At 36.3% G+C, this 17,615-nt stretch carries 13 protein-coding genes; 10 read left to right on the top strand and 3 right to left on the bottom strand.

The window, feature by feature from the left end; translation table 11 throughout:
* From DK861_RS11840 to DK861_RS18180, 6 genes are all read left to right on the top strand, one after another.
* Positions 1-1,876: VENN motif pre-toxin domain-containing protein (locus DK861_RS11840; protein ID WP_162556777.1), on the top strand; the 1,876-nt coding region annotated here is incomplete at its 5' end.
* Positions 1,876-2,079, top strand: coding sequence for a hypothetical protein (locus tag DK861_RS11835; RefSeq protein WP_109400233.1), 204 nt, complete (start codon positions 1,876-1,878; stop codon positions 2,077-2,079). The genes DK861_RS11840 and DK861_RS11835, both read left to right, overlap by 1 nt.
* A 591-nt stretch (positions 2,080-2,670) precedes the next feature.
* A complete protein-coding gene (locus DK861_RS11825; RefSeq protein ID WP_109400231.1) occupies positions 2,671-3,939 on the top strand; it encodes a VENN motif pre-toxin domain-containing protein in 1,269 nt (422 codons plus the stop codon).
* A 642-nt stretch (positions 3,940-4,581) separates the two neighbouring features.
* On the top strand, positions 4,582-5,103 hold the full coding sequence (locus DK861_RS11815; protein ID WP_109400229.1) for a hypothetical protein: 522 nt from the start codon (positions 4,582-4,584) through the stop codon (positions 5,101-5,103).
* A gap of 23 nt (positions 5,104-5,126) precedes the next feature.
* Positions 5,127-5,681, top strand: a complete 555-nt coding sequence (locus tag DK861_RS11810) for a VENN motif pre-toxin domain-containing protein (RefSeq protein WP_239452170.1) — start codon at positions 5,127-5,129, stop codon at positions 5,679-5,681.
* Positions 5,682-5,756: 75 nt separating this feature from the next.
* Positions 5,757-5,897, top strand: a complete 141-nt coding sequence (locus DK861_RS18180) for a hypothetical protein (protein ID WP_162556776.1) — start codon at positions 5,757-5,759, stop codon at positions 5,895-5,897.
* Positions 5,898-5,909: 12 nt separating this feature from the next.
* Here the strand turns inward: DK861_RS18180 and DK861_RS18575 are convergent, their stop codons facing one another.
* The gene (locus DK861_RS18575; RefSeq protein WP_275425647.1) at positions 5,910-8,831 is read right to left on the bottom strand and encodes an autotransporter domain-containing protein; all 2,922 of its coding nucleotides are present in this window, start codon (positions 8,829-8,831) and stop codon (positions 5,910-5,912) included.
* Between the two features lie 248 nt (positions 8,832-9,079).
* On the bottom strand, positions 9,080-10,729 hold the full coding sequence (locus tag DK861_RS11800; RefSeq protein ID WP_109400226.1) for a thiamine pyrophosphate-dependent enzyme: 1,650 nt from the start codon (positions 10,727-10,729) through the stop codon (positions 9,080-9,082).
* A 148-nt stretch (positions 10,730-10,877) separates the two neighbouring features.
* Here DK861_RS11800 and DK861_RS11795 point away from each other — a divergent pair, with 148 nt between their 5' ends.
* Both DK861_RS11795 and dld read left to right on the top strand, forming a co-directional pair.
* A complete protein-coding gene (locus tag DK861_RS11795; protein ID WP_109400225.1) occupies positions 10,878-11,765 on the top strand; it encodes a LysR family transcriptional regulator in 888 nt (295 codons plus the stop codon).
* A gap of 232 nt (positions 11,766-11,997) precedes the next feature.
* Positions 11,998-13,767 (top strand): D-lactate dehydrogenase, encoded by a 1,770-nt coding sequence (gene dld / locus DK861_RS11790; RefSeq protein ID WP_109400224.1) that lies wholly within the window; start codon positions 11,998-12,000, stop codon positions 13,765-13,767.
* Positions 13,768-13,834: 67 nt separating this feature from the next.
* On the opposite strand, the gene sbcB is transcribed toward dld, so the two are convergent.
* Positions 13,835-15,265 carry an exodeoxyribonuclease I gene (gene sbcB, locus DK861_RS11785; protein WP_109400223.1) on the bottom strand — a complete coding sequence of 477 codons (1,431 nt, stop codon included), beginning with the start codon at positions 15,263-15,265 and terminating at the stop codon, positions 13,835-13,837.
* A gap of 357 nt (positions 15,266-15,622) precedes the next feature.
* Here sbcB and DK861_RS11780 point away from each other — a divergent pair, with 357 nt between their 5' ends.
* Complete coding sequence (locus DK861_RS11780; RefSeq protein WP_109400222.1) at positions 15,623-16,885, top strand: MFS transporter; 1,263 nt, start codon at positions 15,623-15,625, stop codon at positions 16,883-16,885.
* A gap of 253 nt (positions 16,886-17,138) precedes the next feature.
* Positions 17,139-17,477 (top strand): PTS system regulator TmaR, encoded by a 339-nt coding sequence (tmaR, locus tag DK861_RS11775; protein WP_006537261.1) that lies wholly within the window; start codon positions 17,139-17,141, stop codon positions 17,475-17,477.
* Positions 17,478-17,615: the final 138 nt, after the last annotated feature.

The raw sequence follows: 17,615 nt of genomic DNA, 5'->3' as shown, positions 1-17,615 counted from the left end.
TACCTCAGGAGGTGTTGAAGGCAATATGCTGGCTAATATGGGGCATGCATTAGCCATGGCAGGCAACCATAGTGACAGCGCGGAAAACACCACTCAATCTGCGGTATCACAAGGCACATGGACAGTCCGTGATAGCGATAATCAACAGCAAGATATCGCGCAATTAAGCCAAGATACCGATAACGCCCACAGCACGTTAAATAAAATCTTTGATAAAGAGAAAGAGCAAAGTCGCCAACAGAAACAGCAACTAGTGGGTGAAATTGGCGCACAAATTATCGATTTGGCAACCACAGCTGATACTATTCGAGGCACTCATCAAGCGAAAGAAGAGTCAAGGCTCGATAATTTTTCTGATACCGCTTACGACGAACTTTACCAAGCCCTTTCTGAAACTCACGAGAACGTTACTGAGCGTGACGTTCAAAATTACTTTTTCCAACAACGTTTACAGGACTATACCAACCAGTCTGAGTTTGGTACGGGCGGTAAATATACCCGAGCCATCCAAGCTATCACGGCATTTACGCAAGGTATGATGGGCAATAACATTGTCACCGCGATTGCTAATGGCTCAGCCCCTTATCTTGCCAATGAAGTGAAAAACCAAGTCCAAGGTAACAGTGTTGAAAGTGATATTCAGCGCACGCTTGCCCACGGTTTACTCAATGCCGGTCTTGCATTGGCAAAAGGTGAAAATGTGGCAGCACAAGCCATGGGTGCGATGACCGGTGAAACGATGGGTATTTTATCGCATTCACTTTATGGCAAAACGCCCGAAGAACTGACTGAGTCTGAAAAGCCAAATATAAGCGCATGGGCAACGTTAGCTTCGGGCATTGTCGGCGGTTTAATTAGCGATAATAGCGCAGGTGTCGCCAATGCCGCCCAAGCCGGGAAAGTGGTGGTTGAGAATAACTATCTGAGTTTTGATGAGGCTCGTGCGTTTGATAAAAAAATAACAATATGTAAAGCAGCTGGTGAGAATTGTCAGCCTATTATTGACAAGTACGCCACAATTCAAGGAAAAAATTCAGAAGAATTTAGAAAGGCATGCCAAAGAAACTCATTAGAATGCACTGCTGGCTATGAAAGGCTCAAGCTGAATGGAGGAATTTCGGCAGCCGAGAGACCAACATGGCTTTATGGTTCTTTAGATAATGAAGATGTCAGAAATGCTGTATTGTATATTAATAATCAGGATGTTGAATTTGCTAATAAACACTCAGATAACTGGGACAGATTTGCCTCCTTTGTTGGAGAGCCAGAAAATGTATTCGGATTGTACCTAGGTGGTAAGGCATTATTTAATTCAGCCGCCTCAGCGGAGGCTAAACTGATAGGAGCTGGATTGAGTATGGGCGCAAATGCAGGTGTACAGGTTTACAATGATAATGCTGGAGATAAATTTGATTATCTGAGCTTCGGACTAGCCGGCTTTACCGGTTGGACAGGAACAGGTCGAAATCTACATTCCAATGTTCAATTAAACGCAGGTAGTGCTTATTTTGGGAGTAAGATTGCAGGCGAAAATTCAGAAGCTGCTGTTGTTTCAGCCACTTTTGGGGCCATATCGGGTTATGGTCTAACAACAGTATTAGTTAATCGTTGGGAGGCAAAATTAATAAAAGAACATTTTGGAATGTCTGCAAGTCGTTATGCATTACAGTATGCAGAAAAGTACAAATATTCAAATTTTATGACAGAAAGTTTTAAATTAAGTCCTCTCCCAGGGATTGTAGGTGGGGCTGCTGGTTCATTTGAATTAGAGCTAAGTGGTAGTTTATTAGGACGATATATTATGAAAAATAAGGATATTAAAGAGATTAACAATGAACAGCAATATTATTTAGAATTAGATAAAGGTGCATATTAATGAAACTCTCAATATATTCCTTATTTTTTATGATTTTTATATATGGTTTATTTTTCTCTTTTTTATCATTATCAGGAGAATGGCTTTTAACAGATAAAAGTATAAATCAATTAGATTGGGTGAATTCTATCAAACTAGGTGGCTTCATTGGTAGCAGTGTTGGAACAGTTGTTTGGATTGTTATGCGATATGAAATTGTTTAAATATTTTATTCTACTTTGGATTGCATTCTCTGTTATGGTTTTTTTTACTCTATTAATAATAAAAACTCTAGTAGAATTAATATACAATTACCCAATAGAAGATAGTCTTTCTTCTATTACTAAAGAAAATGTTATAGATTATATATGTTTGGGAATGGGATTTGGTTTTTTCTTTAGTATAGTAGCTTGCTTAGTCAGTTATCTTGAATATAAAAGACACTAATATTTTTACAAAAAAACTAGCGCCACACTGAGTCTTGTATGACTACCTCATTTTTCAGACAACTGGATTATTAACAGTCTGGCTTGGCATATGAAGGGGAGTAACATTAAACTCATTCAGTTACTCATCTAGAATAGTTAGTTAGATGTTCACAGTTTTGTACTAACCCTCTAGTGCTGGTTTTTCAAATCTAAATTACGACCAATCTCTACCAAGCCCTTTCTGAAACTCACGAGAATGTTACTGAGCGTGACGTTCAAAATTACTTTTTCCAACAACGTTTACAGGACTATACCAATCAGTCTGACTTTGGCACGGGAGGTAAATATACCCGTGCCATCCAAGCTATCACGGCATTTACGCAAGGTATGATGGGCAATAACATTGTTACCGCGATTGCTAATGGCTCAGCCCCTTATCTTGCCAAAGAAGTAAAAAACCAAATCCAAGGTAACAGTGTTGAAAGTGATATTCAGCGCACGCTTGCCCACGGTTTACTCAATGCCGGTCTTGCATTGGCAAAAGGTGAAAATGTGGCAGCACAAGCCATGGGTGCGATGACCGGTGAAACGGTGGGTATTTTATCGCATTCACATTATGGCAAAACGCCCGAAGAACTGACCGAGACTGAAAAGCAAAATATAAGCGCATGGGCAACGTTAGCTTCGGGCATTGTCGGCGGTTTAATTAGCGATAATAGCGCAGGTGTCGCCAATGCCGCCCAAGCCGGGAAAGTGGTGGTTGAGAATAATTATTTGACAGCTAAACAAATAATTTCATGGCTTGAAAAGTATTATCTTGCTTCTACGGATGAAGAAAAGAAACATTTAGTTGGCTTAGGAAATAAAGTTGATGCGGAGCAACAGCAAAAAGCGATGGAAACGAGGATCACTGAAGAACATTTGGTTCAACAGCAAGATGAATTAATTTTACTTATTCAATCAGCAGATTGTAATACTCATTGTAAATCAATAACTGAATATAGTATCAAAAAATTGGATCCTATCATTGAACATTATAGTGAGTTACAGCGTGGTAATAATATTCCACGAGCCGTTGTTGCAACAACAACATTAGGTTTACCAATAATGAGTAAGGCTATTAGCCCTTATGTATCGAGTTGGTTAGGTAGCACAACTGCCGCTAGCCGTGTTATAGGTGTAACAACTACGGGCACAGCAAATTTAGGCATGCAAGGGTATAATATTTACACAGATCCAGAAGCGAGCTTTAGTTATGCAAGTTTTGGTTCTTCTTTGTTAACAGGAGGAATAACACCCGGAATGGGGTATTGGGGGACGCTCACAACTAATACAACTGGCGCAGGTATTTCAAGTTTAATTGATGGGCAATCACCTTGGGTCTCAATGGGAGGCGCATTAGCGGGTTCAACAGTCGGCTATGGAGGTACAAAATGGTTAACTTATCGTCTGGATAATAAATTTAATCCTTGGTCTAGCGGACTTAAAGAGCGCCCATTAGTTGTAATGCCATCAATTACAGCTTCGCCGAGTGTATCGCCAATGCCTGGAATTATAGGTAACCTCCTTGGATCCACTGGTTCAGAGTATTTAAATAAAGAGACTAGCGGAGTATTGAAGGAAATCACAATAGAGAACGAAAATGAAAGTAATTAATTATTTTTTAATGTTATTTTTTTGTTACTTTGTACTGGTTTTTATTACATTCTTATTGCTTGGTTTTATTGTTGAATTTATTTATTATATGAAATTAGGTATTTTTTATATTGATATATTTTTTTTAAAAAAACCGATTATTTTTGGGGGAGCGTTTGGTTTGAGTTTTAGTGGCATTCATCTATTTGTGAATTATTGGGAAAATAAACATTGAATGACTAATTCAATCATTAAATAGATATTAATTTTGTATTGTCCAGCCAGACATCAGTCTGTAATTATTATCACCAAAAGGCGCAAGACATAATGCTGAATATATGTGATTGGGTAGCATCAATTACATATAATCGCCGAGTGTTATGTTGAATTGCTGAAGGCAATTGCCCTGCGGTGATGATGGCCATAATCAATTGAATTACCAACGATCCAGCGTAGCATATTATGATAAAGTGATTTCTCACCATAAATTTTAGCAAATCCATGACTTGGAGATTTATCTATTATTTCTGGAATAGCAGAAGAATTACTAGAGTTTTCTCAATTAAAAATACATCATCAAAAAATGAGATAATATCATCTTAATTATTAATAGATTTGATTTTTAATCTATTACTATGATGTGGATTAAAGCATAATTATATTATGAATATAAAGTTAATCGAATTTCTACATTCAGTTTATCCAGAATTACCAATCGATGTTAGCTATATGCGAGGCTATTCAGTAGATGAAATTCAGAAAATTGAGCGTTTATATGATATTGAAGTGAAAGATCAGCTATTGGATTTTTTAACGAGTATAGGTCGCTGCAGTGGGGGGCTATTTGGTGATGACCCTCTTATTTTTTACCAAAATCAAAAGACTATTAGAGGGGATATTTTGTTTCAAATTGGCTCACGTCAAGATTTAGCAGCTATACAACGACATGATTTATTACCTAAAAAACCATTTTTTATCTCAGTAGAAAGCTATACTCAGTATTTCTTTTTGCTTACAGAGTCTGATGATCCTAACCTAGTTTATCAATATGATGAAAATGAAGAGACTGTAGAAGCGACTGACTGGGATTTAAACAGTTATTTAAGACATATAGTTAATGTCTATACGCGAAACTATAAAATAAAAGCTCCATTTGACGAATGCGGCGAGCTTATTGTTATTTAACTTCTAAAGGTCCCAATCTAATATTGGGATCTTCCCTACATACCTTAGCAGTGACAGGATTACTGCAAGGGCTGGCAGGTGATAACTTAGCAGGTGCATTGGCAAATGCCTCTTCTCCGTACTTGGCAACGTTGATAAAACAACAAGTGAGTGAAGATAATAAAGCTGCGAATGCCATGGCGCACGCAGTATTAGGCGCCGTAGTCGCTGAGCTGAATAACCAATCTGCTGCGGGTGGGTTAGGTGCCGGTGAGCTATCAGCTCATGTTATCTTAAACACCCTCTTCCCGGGCAAAGAAATTTGGGAGCTGAGTGAAAGTGAGAAACAGCAAATCAGTGCACTGAGCCAATTGGCTTCCGGATTAGCGGGTGGACTGACTACCGGTGATATGGCTGGTGCAATTACTGGTTCACAAGCTGGGAAGAATGCGATTGAGAATAATGCGATTGAGAATAATGCTTTGAGCTTGCCAAAAGGCAGGGCGGAGTACGGTCGGGCACAGAGTTCACTCGCCATGCAAATGCTCAGGGAAGGGGCAACCCCGGATGAATTGTTAAAAAATAAGCTTGGTCTTTAAGACTAAACGTCAGCCGAGGTTCTGAGTGACACATATACCCGAGCCATCCAAGCTATCACGGCATTTACGCAAGGTATGATGGGCAATAACATTGTCACCGCGATTGCTAATGGCTCAGCCCCTTATCTTGCCAAAGAAGTGAAAAACCAAATCCAAGGTAACAGTGTTGAAAGTGATATTCAGCGCACGCTCATTTTTGCAAATCATCCACTTTAAATACATCATTAGTTAGAAAGCGATAGAGAATTTCATATCAATACTATTATCTTGCTGATTTTTTGCTGTCAATCCACTATATCCGATTGATAATCTTGATATTTCATTTATTTGGATAGTTGTTCCTGCTTTAACTACAAGAGCATCCCGTGCTGTATCAACACTATTAGCAGTAAATGTTGGTTGGGTATCGGTGAAACGTAAATTGATACCTCGTTCCACATCGTTATATTGGTGTAACCAACCTAGTTCGCCATACAGAGAAATGTTGAATTTATTGTTAATTTTCAATTTGTTATTTAAACGCAATCCTGTGATAGATGTGGTTGAATCTAAACTTTGTGAATGGGCTTGTAAGGCAGCACGATCTCCTTGCTCGTTAATGGCAGCGTTTTTTGTTTTGACGTATTCTAAATTAACAAAAGGCTCTAATTGTGTGTCCGAGAGAGTTATTGGGTAAGCTGCTTCGATAAATATTTGGCTGGTATTCCCATTGTAATTCGCTTTATTTTTATCTGATTGCGCGACGTAGTCGACCGTTTTTGACGTATGGACACGATGAAACGTATTCGATACACCTGCACGTAGCTTGATATGGTTAAAATCATAACCACTATAAAATGATAAGTGGTAATTTTCGCTGTTTGCGTGACTGTTATAGCCAGAGAGCGAGGTTTTGGTGAAACCTGTTGCTATACCAAGCAACATTTTATCGTTATTAAAATGTTGATCTGCACCTAATAGTACCCCATAGGTGGAAGCATCATAGTTATTCGCATTACCATCACTTGAGTTATCATCCCAATTATATAAAGTTTTAGCCCAGACATTACCTTTATTGTCTGCGGTTTCTTTTTCACCATTAAGTGTTTCAGCGTTTTTAACCTGAGAGAGGAGTGTTTCTTTTATTTGTCGGCTACTGTTGAGTTGATTAGATAAAACATCGGCATGAATTTGGCCAGTTAATTCATTAAAGGCATAGTGGACATCATTTTTTAGATCCATTCCGACAATGCTTTCATAAATAGGATGCCCTGAAGGTAATGCATCTATTGCATTCGCGATTGATGCTTGATTTTTTGTTTTTGCCAAGCTGGAGAAAGCAGTATTATTTCTTCCGACATTCAATATTACTGCATTCTGATCGTAAGATAGTGTTGTTCCTACAAAAAGGTAGTTTGGGTTAACATCAGCAAATTTACCATTAATACCTTTATCTGCCATTAAAATAGTATATTTTGTGTTATATAGACTCTGAACATTGTCTTTTGTGAGGAGATTTCTATTATTTTCAAGAGATACATTAACTGTTCCTCCGTTAAGTATCGCTGTGCCGAGACTTGCTATTTTATCGCTATCACCCTGTGAATTTACTTCAACCAGATAGTGACTGCCAGCATTAAAAATCACAGTATCATCTATATTAAGCGTACCAATTGAATGGCCTGGTGCTACGATGCCTCCTGAATTCACCTCTAACTTATTAATTTTTCCTTTACCAGAAAGTACACCCTTGTCATTAATATTGACTTGAGAGCTTATGCTCCCATCATTTAATAGCAACGTTCCTTTATTAACATCCAGTAATGAATTTAATTTTCCTTCAAGTAACAATGTGCCACCATTGATGGAAGAATTTTTTGAATAGTGATTTTCGCCTATAAGGAGTAATTTTCCCTGATTAACCTCGACGCCTGCAAAATAGTTATTACCAGATAAGATCAATGCGCCATCGCCTTGTTTGATTAATTTACCAGGCCCACTAATATCATTTTTCCATTCATCAAATTTACCAAACTCAGAGAAGTCAAATTCATTAGTTGTTTGATTAACAAGAAAATGATTATAAAAATATGAAGGCCCATTATAGGCTTTAGGAAGATTAATTAATCCCCAATTAGAATCTGGAACATTTTCATGTGAAGCCCAACCCGCTAAAGAATGACTCGGGTAGGCTGTGCTCGCTAAAATAGATTGCCTCTGCTCTTTGGTTAAATATGCAAAACGTAAACGCAGTAAGTTGTTGGACGAACTGGGTATTTGATTGGGAGAAATGAGCGATGAAGTTTCAAGATCTTTTGTTCCATAATAACCTGCATCATCGTTAGTTATTTTTTTAGATGTGGTTAAACAATTTTGATTTTTACACTGATTAGCGACATTCTGGCGGACTTCTTTGGCAAGCTTAACAAAAGTTCGAGTTGTGTCATCATCTGCAAGCATTTGTGATAACAGGTAATAATTTCCTATTCTCGAAGCGATGGTATCTGTTGCAAAATGAGCCCCTACGATAACTCGGCTTTCACCATATTCTATTGCTCGGGCAAACATTTCACTGCCCTTTTCAGGGAATAATATCGATAAAACAGCGGCTTGCTTATATCCATTCCATGTATGTCCACTTGGGTAAGATAGCCCTATTATATTGGTGTAATTATTAAAGTAATTACCTTTATTATCAATCACTTGGTAAGGTCGGCCACGTAAAAAAAATTCTTTTAAGATAAAATTTATCGAGCGCACTCTTTTTTTGTTTGGATCATAAGCATATATCCCTGAGTTATGTAATATATTCAGATCTTGGTAAGCTTGAATATCGCTAAAATTAATTGATTTAGCATTATCGCCAAATAAAATATTGGCATAGGTATTAAAAATATAAGAATGTGTCTGTGACTTATCGACTTCTGCTAGTTTTCTCCGTTCGCCTGAGATTGTTTGATAATTATTACTTATTATTCTATCTAGTTCGGCTGTTTTTGACCCTTTTTCAGGAGGAGCTGTGATGATACTATTTTTGATATCTTCCAACCAATTATTGCGTTGGTCAATAATATGTTGTTTGGTTTCTAAAATATCTATTTCAGACCATGATGAATTCGAAAAAAATAAAAAAAAGAAACTTAACGAGGTAGGTATTACAATATTTTTCATAAAATAAGCCATAGTTTCCAAAAAAAGTTGGAGCTAATTTATATTGTATTTATTAATATCATGCAATAATTTAAATATAATAATGGCTAGATAATGATAGAATATCAGCATGTTCTATATATTTAAAATAAATATTAGTTCATGCTGATTATTTAATTTATTTATAATCTAATTATTATGAATAAAAACTAATCTTTTGTCCGTTTTATTCTGTCTAAACATTTAATTTATCATTTTATCCATTTATATTAGAATGAATATAATGAGCTTTTAGATTCTTTTAATTTTTTAGCTAATTCAGAAGCTTCATATCGCTCTGTTACTATTTCGATATAAGAGGCACTATCTGTTGATTCTGCCACTTCAAGCGCTTTATTTAATTCATCTATCGTTGTGACTTTCTCACAATACCAATCTTTTGCACCAAAAGCTTTAGGTAATTGATGATAATTCCATTGAGCAAGATCGTTATAATAAGCTTCAGGGTAATCACATAATAATCGTTCAATTAAGTAACCATCATTATTTAAAATAAGGATGATCGGCTTTAATCCAAAACGAACAAATTGACTAATCTCTTGTACGGTTAATTGATGTGAGCCTTCGCCTGTAATTAAAATAACTCGTTTGTTAGGTGCGGCAAGTGCGGCACCAAATGATGCGGGTGTTGCCCAACCAATAGAACCCCATAATGTTTGGTTATGGAACTGAGCCCCTTCTGGTAATAGAGCAAAACCTAATCCCATTGATGACGTACCTGTCTCTGCAATAATAATATCGTTAGGTTTAAAGAATTTCTCTAATCGAGGGTAGAGGTATTGAGCTGTAATTTCACCGTTATCAGATAAAATAGCGTCTTCTAATCCCTTAGCTTTTATCTGATGATAAGTTTTATTCGGTAGTCGTTTTGTTAGCTCAAAGAGAATATCTTCCATATAAATAGAAGAGTAGATAACAGAATCAATTTCTACATATTCTGGCATGATGTTGATAAATTGTTCTGGTTTAATATTGGCTGTGAAACTTCCCGTATTAAAGTCGGTCATCATTGCTCCGATCCCTAATACATATTCACTATTTTCGACAAACTCTCTGACATCAGGTGTCATTAATTGTCCATCATACATCCCAATATATTGAGTATTAGATTCACTTAATATGCTTTTATCCATAAACATAGTGGCATAAGGTAAACCTGTTTTATCAATAAAAGCTTGGACATTATCTGATAACCCTAAACGTGCGGATAAAATACCGGGTAATACGCAGATATTATTGCTTTGTGTAAGCTTATCAATAATGAGTGATACCACTTTTTCTAGTATTTCTTTATCACTTATTGATTTTTTCGGTGTGGTAACAAGTGTATTTTCTATCACTGGCATAACAGCATAATCAGATGGTAAGCCAATATAAACAGGACGACGTTCTTTTAATGCCGTCGCAATTAAGCGCTCCATTTCAGTAATACAATTTTCAGGCGTTAATATTGCATGAGCACAAGCAAGACGTTGGGCTAGTTGATAGAAAATATCAAAATCGCCATTGCCTAAGGTATGATGAACGAGACGTTTGCTTTTTTGTACACCACTTGCTGGCATACCAACTAAATGAAAAATAGGTAGATTTTCTGCATAAGAGCCTGCAATAGCATTAATCGCACTTAATTCACCAACACCAAATGTTGTCGATAACGCTGCTATACCTTTAATTCGGGCATAACCATCAGCGGCGTAAGCTGCATTTAATTCGTTGCAGTTACCAATCCAACGCAGATGATTGCTATTACAAATCGTGTCTTCTATAGGAAAGGCATAATCGCCAGCAACACCAAAGACATCACTTATACCTAAGTTATATAGTCGGTTTAGCATATATTCAACAACAGTCTTATTCATATTATCTCCAGAATATCAGAATAATAATCTGTAAAAACAGGGTTATTCATTTATATTATGTTTAATGTTTTACCGCGGATATAAATCAATATGAAATGGTTTATTATTATTGGTGGTATAACTAAATGTAATAAGGTAAATGTGGCTAATGGATATTCGTGCATTACGTTATTTTGTTGAAGTCGTCCAATTAAATGGCTTTAGCCGAGCTGCTGATGCTCTATTTATTACTCAGCCTGCAATTAGTCGTAGTATTAAAAAATTAGAAAATGAATTAGGTGTTATTTTATTAGTAAGAGAAGTCGATGGCGTAAGGTTAACGGATGATGGCACGATACTTTTTGAACATGCAAAAAAAATACTCGCACAATTTAATAGTATGAATAAAGCGATACAAGACAAGTCAGGGCCATTGACAGGGACATTAAATGTGGGATTACCTCCGGTAATAGCTTCGACGTATTTTGCCGATATTATTATGGCATTTAGTTCTCTACACCCCCAGGTTGAACTAAAAATATTTGAATTGGGAACTAAACAAATGGCAGAAGCAATGATAGAGGGAAAAGTGGAAACAGCGGCCGTAGTATTACCTTTTAATAATGACATATTTGAATTAACGCCTTTTTCAGAAGAAAGCTTGATGCTATTAGTCTCTCCATCACATCCTTTGGCCATCAAAAAAGAAGTACATTTTAAAGAGTTGATTAATGAACCGTTTATTTTTTTCTCTGAAGATTTTCGCATTAATGATTTAGTTTATAGTGCCTGCGGTATTTATAATACAAAGCCTATTATTACAGGACGTAGTAATCATTTAGATTTAATTATAGCGATGGTAAAAGCGGGTGTAGGTGTAACGCTACTGCCTGGAAGTATGTGTAATAAAAATCCCATTGATGATTTAGTGGTACTTCCTGTTATTGAACCTACATTGTCATATCAATTGGCATTAGCAAATAATAAAAATAGTTATAAAAGTCGAAGTTGCCGAGCATGGGAGCGGCTAGCAAGAGAAAAGCTAATAATAGAATAAAATAGCAAATTGAGGCTTATCTATATTCTATTTAAGAAATAAATATCAAAAATATTTTTAAATAGCAAAAATGGCTGGACATAAAATATGTTGTTTTTTGGGGAAATATGAATAGCTGTATAAAAGCAGTTATATAAATGATAAGTTTATATTTTGCACGTAGCCTTATGAGTAATAATAAAAGCGAGCAAAATACAAATTAATCAGACAAGACAGGAATAGGATAGGGAAAATGAATGAGAGTAATAGCTCTGTAAATCAACATTTTATTCGTAAACTTGAAAGTATTGTTGGTAAAAAACAGGTATTAACACAAGCACATAAAACAGAACGTTATCGTAAAGGCTTTCGTTCAGGACAAGGCAAGGCATTAGCAGTTGTATTTCCTGCCAATTTATTAGAACAATGGCGTGTTTTTAAAACCTGTGTTGAAGCTGATAAGATCATTATTATGCAAGCGGCGAATACGGGATTAACCGAAGGTTCGACACCTAATGGTGATGATTATGATAGAGATATCGTGATTATTAGTACATTGCGCCAAGATAAAATACAGGTTCTTTCAGAGCATAATCAAGTTATTGCCTTTCCTGGTAGTACGCTGTGGCATTTAGAAAAAGTATTGAAGCCATTGGGGCGTGAACCACACTCTGTTATTGGCTCGTCTTGTATTGGTGCTTCTGTTATTGGCGGGATCTGTAATAACTCCGGCGGAGCTTTAGTTCGTCGAGGACCTGCTTATACAGAATTATCGCTATATGCTCGTGTGAATGAAAAGGGCGAAGCTGAATTAGTTAATCATTTAGGTATTGATTTAGGCGAGACTCCAGAAGAAATATTAACCAATTTAGATAATCGCCATTATCACGAGGATCAGATACAAATGACAGAGAAATTAGCCTCTGATCATGAATATCATGAACGTGTGCGTGATGTAGATGCCAATACGCCTTCTCGATTTAATAATGATGAACGCCGTTTATATGAGGCTGCGGGTAGTGCGGGTAAATTATCTGTATTTGCTGTGCGATTAGATACATTCCCTGCGGATCATCGTACCCAAGTCTTTTATATTGGTACTAATAATCCGGACGAACTAGAAGATATTCGTCGCCATATCTTAAGTCATTTTAAAAAATTACCTGTTGCTGGGGAATATATGCATAGAAGCTATTATAAAATGGCTGAAGTGTATGGAAAAGATACGTTTTTGGTGATTGATAAATTAGGCACAGATAAAATGCCAATATTATTTGCCGTAAAAGGGCGAGTAGATGCGGTATTAAATAAAGTTCCTTTTTTACCTAAAAATCTGGTGGATAGAACCATGCAGTTTATGAGCAAATTATGGCCTGCTCATTTACCGGAGCGCATGACAGACTTTCGTGATAAATATGAACACCATCTCATGTTAAGAATGGCAGATGATGGAATTGAAGAAGCTGCAACTTATTTAAAAGAATACTTTAAACAAGCTTCGGGTGATTATTTCGAATGTACTGAAGAAGAGGGAAATAAAGCCTTTTTGCATCGTTTTGCTGCTGCTGGTGCTGCTGTCCGTTATCACGCTGTACATGTGAATGACGTAGAAGATGTATTGCCATTAGATATTGCATTGCGCCGTAATGACAGAGATTGGTTTGAAAAATTACCACCAGAAATAGAAAGCAAATTACTTTATAAACTCTATTGTGGACATTTTATGTGTCACGTTATGCATCAAGACTACATTATTAAAAAAGGTGTTGATGCGAAGGCGCTAAAAGCAGAAATGTTAGCGTTATTAGATAAACGTGGGGCAGAGTATCCCGCAGAGCATAATGTAGGCCATATGTATTATGCTAAGCCTCAATTAAAAGCGTTCTATAAACATAACGATCCAACTAATAGCATGAACCCAGGTATAGGTAAAACCTCGAAATTGAAATATTGGGGAGAAGAGTGTGGATGTGGGCAGGTTCACTCTGAGGTTAAAACTGAAAGTATTGAAACCAAAAAATAATCGCTTTGTGTCGTGTTTATTAAGTTAAAAAGAAAGGCAGGATAAAACCTGCCTTTTATCTTATTGTCTAACTTGCAATATCTTGAGCATATAGATAAAGCTCTTGTAGTTGTTTTAGCTTCTCTTCGTTATCGCTATATTTTTCTGCTAATAGCTGGATTGTATTGATATATTCAGTCAGCTTCTCTGATGTTAACATCTCTTTTCTATGTGCTAACCAACGTTGTTGCTCATCATAATTGAGAGTAAAAGGATAATTTCTCGCACGATAACGGAAAAATAGCGGCTCCATTCTTGCATCTTCAAATGTTAAATCTAAAGCAGGTAAATTTTGTGGTTGCGTTGAGCGAATAATTTCCATCGCACTACGATCATTTTCACTGAAAAAGCCATTATAAATTTGAGAATCAACATCATCAGAGACAATAAAAGGAGTTTGTTGAGCGAAGAGTTCTACGACTTTATTACGTATTTCAGGATGCGAAAATAAAATGGCTTGATTGTTTAAACAAGTATCAACATCTAAACCAATTCTATCTGCATCTTGTGGTCTTAATGTATTTTGTGGAGCCACAATAGGGCATTTATTAATATGTAGCAATTTAATTGGAACAGGGGGTTCATCAACTGCCAATTCACTGCGTGGCGTATATAAACGCTCACGTAATTGGTCTGATGTTAAGATTAATAGCGGGGATATATCCGCAGATAAATCGCACACAATAACAGCATTACGATTATCAGGGTGCCATGCCAATGGTGCCACAAGACTTAAATTAGAACGAGCCGCACCAAACATACCTGAAACATGTACAATCGGCGTCATGGCGGGAATATCAATTAACGCCTGAACTTTACGTTTATCGCGCAAATTGAAGAAATAATCAAACATACGCGGTTGAGCTTGTTTCAATTTTTTTGCCATCGCAATGGTGGCGTAAACATCAGACATTGCATCATGCGCATTCTCATGAGAGATGCCATTGGCTTTGGTTAATAGCTCTAGACGAAAGCTTGGGAAACCGTCTTCATTTTCAGGCCAAACAATACCTTCTGGACGTAGTGCATAACAGGCTCGTAAAACATCGAGCAAATCCCACCGAGAATTTCCTTTTTGCCAACTATAGGCATAAGGATCATAAAAATTACGATAAAGGATATTACGGGTTACTTCGTCATCAAATCGAAGGTTGTTATAACCCATAATACAGCTATTAGGTTGACTAAAAGCTTGATGAATTTGACGTGTAAACTCAGCTTCAATTAACCCATTTTTTGCCGCAATTTGTGGGGTGATCCCCGTGATCATTACCGCTTCTGGGTGGGGTAAATAATCGTCATTAGGTTTGCAATAAATAACGAGAGGATCTTCAACTATGTTGAAATCCATATCAGTTCTTATACCCGCAAATTGAGCAGGGCGATCTAGCGCTGGGTGTGTACCAAAGGTCTCGTAGTCATGGATGTAAAATGTGGACGTTTTCGCTGAATTAGACAAGGTTTCCTACCGTAAATTTATTGATGATTTTTTCAATCATTACTCAATGAGTTGTATTGGGTTTAATTGAAACCATGGTAAACCATAATGTGGTAAACGTGAAATATCCTATGCAAATGGTTTTATTTGAAAGTGATAGAATATAAATGTAGGCTTTTTTTCTAAAAAGAGTACTTATTTGTATCTTTAACACTAAGCCACTAAGATAAAAGAAGAAAGTAGATCCAGAACACATAACTTAAATTGTTAACGTTAACTTATGTGCTTTATATCACATTAAAGCGACATAATTGTTTGTGAATCCAAAAGTTAACGTTAACATTTAAAGGTGAAATGACTTTATAAGGCGCTCAACAAATGAACAAAGACTCAAAAAAATACTATGCGATCTTAAGCGCGTTGTTATTTTTCTTCTTTTTTACCTGGTCTTCATCATTTTCATTAGTTTCTATTTGGTTAAATCAGTATGTAGGATTAAAAGCGACTGATACGGGATTAATATTCTCTGCTATTTCTCTGATTGCATTATGTGCTCAACCTTTATATGGCTTTATTCAAGATAAATTAGGGCTAAGAAAGAATTTATTATTAGTGATTGCAGTATTACTTATTCTTTCTGGACCATTTTTTCTAGGTTTCGCATCAATATTACGTTGGAATATTTTTGTTGGATCGATTTTAGGGGGCTTATATGTAGGTATGACTTTTAACGCAGGTATTGGCGTATTAGAGTCATATACAGAGCGTGTTAGTCGTATTCGCGGTTTTGAATACGGTAGGGCAAGAATGTGGGGATCATTGGGTTGGGCATCTGCAACATTTATTGCAGGACACAATATAAATATCGATCCTAATTACAATTTTGTGATGGCTTCTATTTCTGGTGTTGTGTTCTTAATTCTTTTAGCGCTGTTAAAAACTGATAAATCAGACGCATTTAATCAATTAGAGCATGGAAAAACATCGGCTATTACTATAAAAGATGCACTGAGTTTACTTTCATTACCTCGTTTTTGGGCACTTATTTTGTTTGTTATTGGCACTTGTGTTTATGGGGTTTATGACCAACAGTTTCCCGTCTTCTTCTCATCGCAATTTGCGACTTTACAACAGGGGAATGAGATGTACGGGTATCTGAATTCATTGCAGGTATTCTTAGAAGCTGGTGGTATGTTTATTGCGCCTTTCCTTGTAAATAGAATAGGTGCTAAAAACGGTTTATTACTGGCAAGCAGTGTTATGGCTGCACGTATTATTGGCTCAGGACTAGTCGAAGGGCCTGTCTTGATCTCTTTTATGAAATTATTACATGCTGTTGAACTGCCAATTTTATTAATTTCAATTTTTAAATATAACAGCCAACATTTTGATAAACGTTTATCTTCAACACTTTATTTAGTTGGTTTTCAATGTGTGAGTTCTATTGTCGCGACATTATTATCTCCATTGGCTGGTTATGGGTATGATCATTATGGGTTTGCACCAACTTATATGGTGATGGGATGTATTGTGATAGGGACAACACTTCTCTCAGCTGTATTTTTGCGTTCAGACGCGAAAGCGTTACAGCAACTTGATGGCTTACAACATGAAGATAAAAATAAAGCACAACTTATTTAGTTGCTCATTAATTTATCCTTTGTTGTGTCGATTAGGCTACCAGTAAAAATGTGTAGCCATTTTCTTATCATTAATTAAGTGAACATTTACGGGTTAAAGAATGTTGACTATATTTATTAATATATCATCCTAATTAATTGTTAATTAAGTAAAATCAATTAAATTTGTAAACTTTGCTTGTTTATTGACACGATTAAGCGATAATCTTAAACAGAACTATTTATCTTAAATATCAATTGTAAAGGTGTAGGAAATGGATAACGCAAACAAGCCGTCTTTCCAAAACGTACTGGAGTTTGTGCGTATGTATCGTCGTAAAAACAAAATCCGTCGTGAGATCACTGACAATGAGAAAAAGATCCGTGATAACCAAAAACGTGTTCTTTTGTTAGACAACTTAAGTGAATACATTAAACCGGGTATGTCAATTGAAGATGTACTGGGTATTATTGCGAACATGCGTAGTGACTATGATGATCGTGTTGACGATTACATTATTAAAAATGCAGACCTGTCTAAAGAACGCCGTGAGCTTTCTAAACAGTTAAAAGCGATGGGTGAAATTAAAAATATTCCTGATCTAAAAGACTGATTGCTTTACTAAGAATAAAAGATTGAAGGCCTCTGAATTGAATATTTAGAGGTCTTTTTTATTATTGGCTTTAGCCAGTTTAAGTCGCGTCAGCGTCTTAAATATAAAACCACCCGCTATGCGGGTGGGTATTAAAGG

This window comes from Proteus sp. TJ1640 (genome assembly GCF_003144445.1).
Lineage (GTDB): Bacteria > Pseudomonadota > Gammaproteobacteria > Enterobacterales > Enterobacteriaceae > Proteus > Proteus penneri.
The sequence above is the reverse complement of the archived record's forward strand: the minus strand, read 5'-3'. Positions and strand labels throughout refer to the sequence as shown.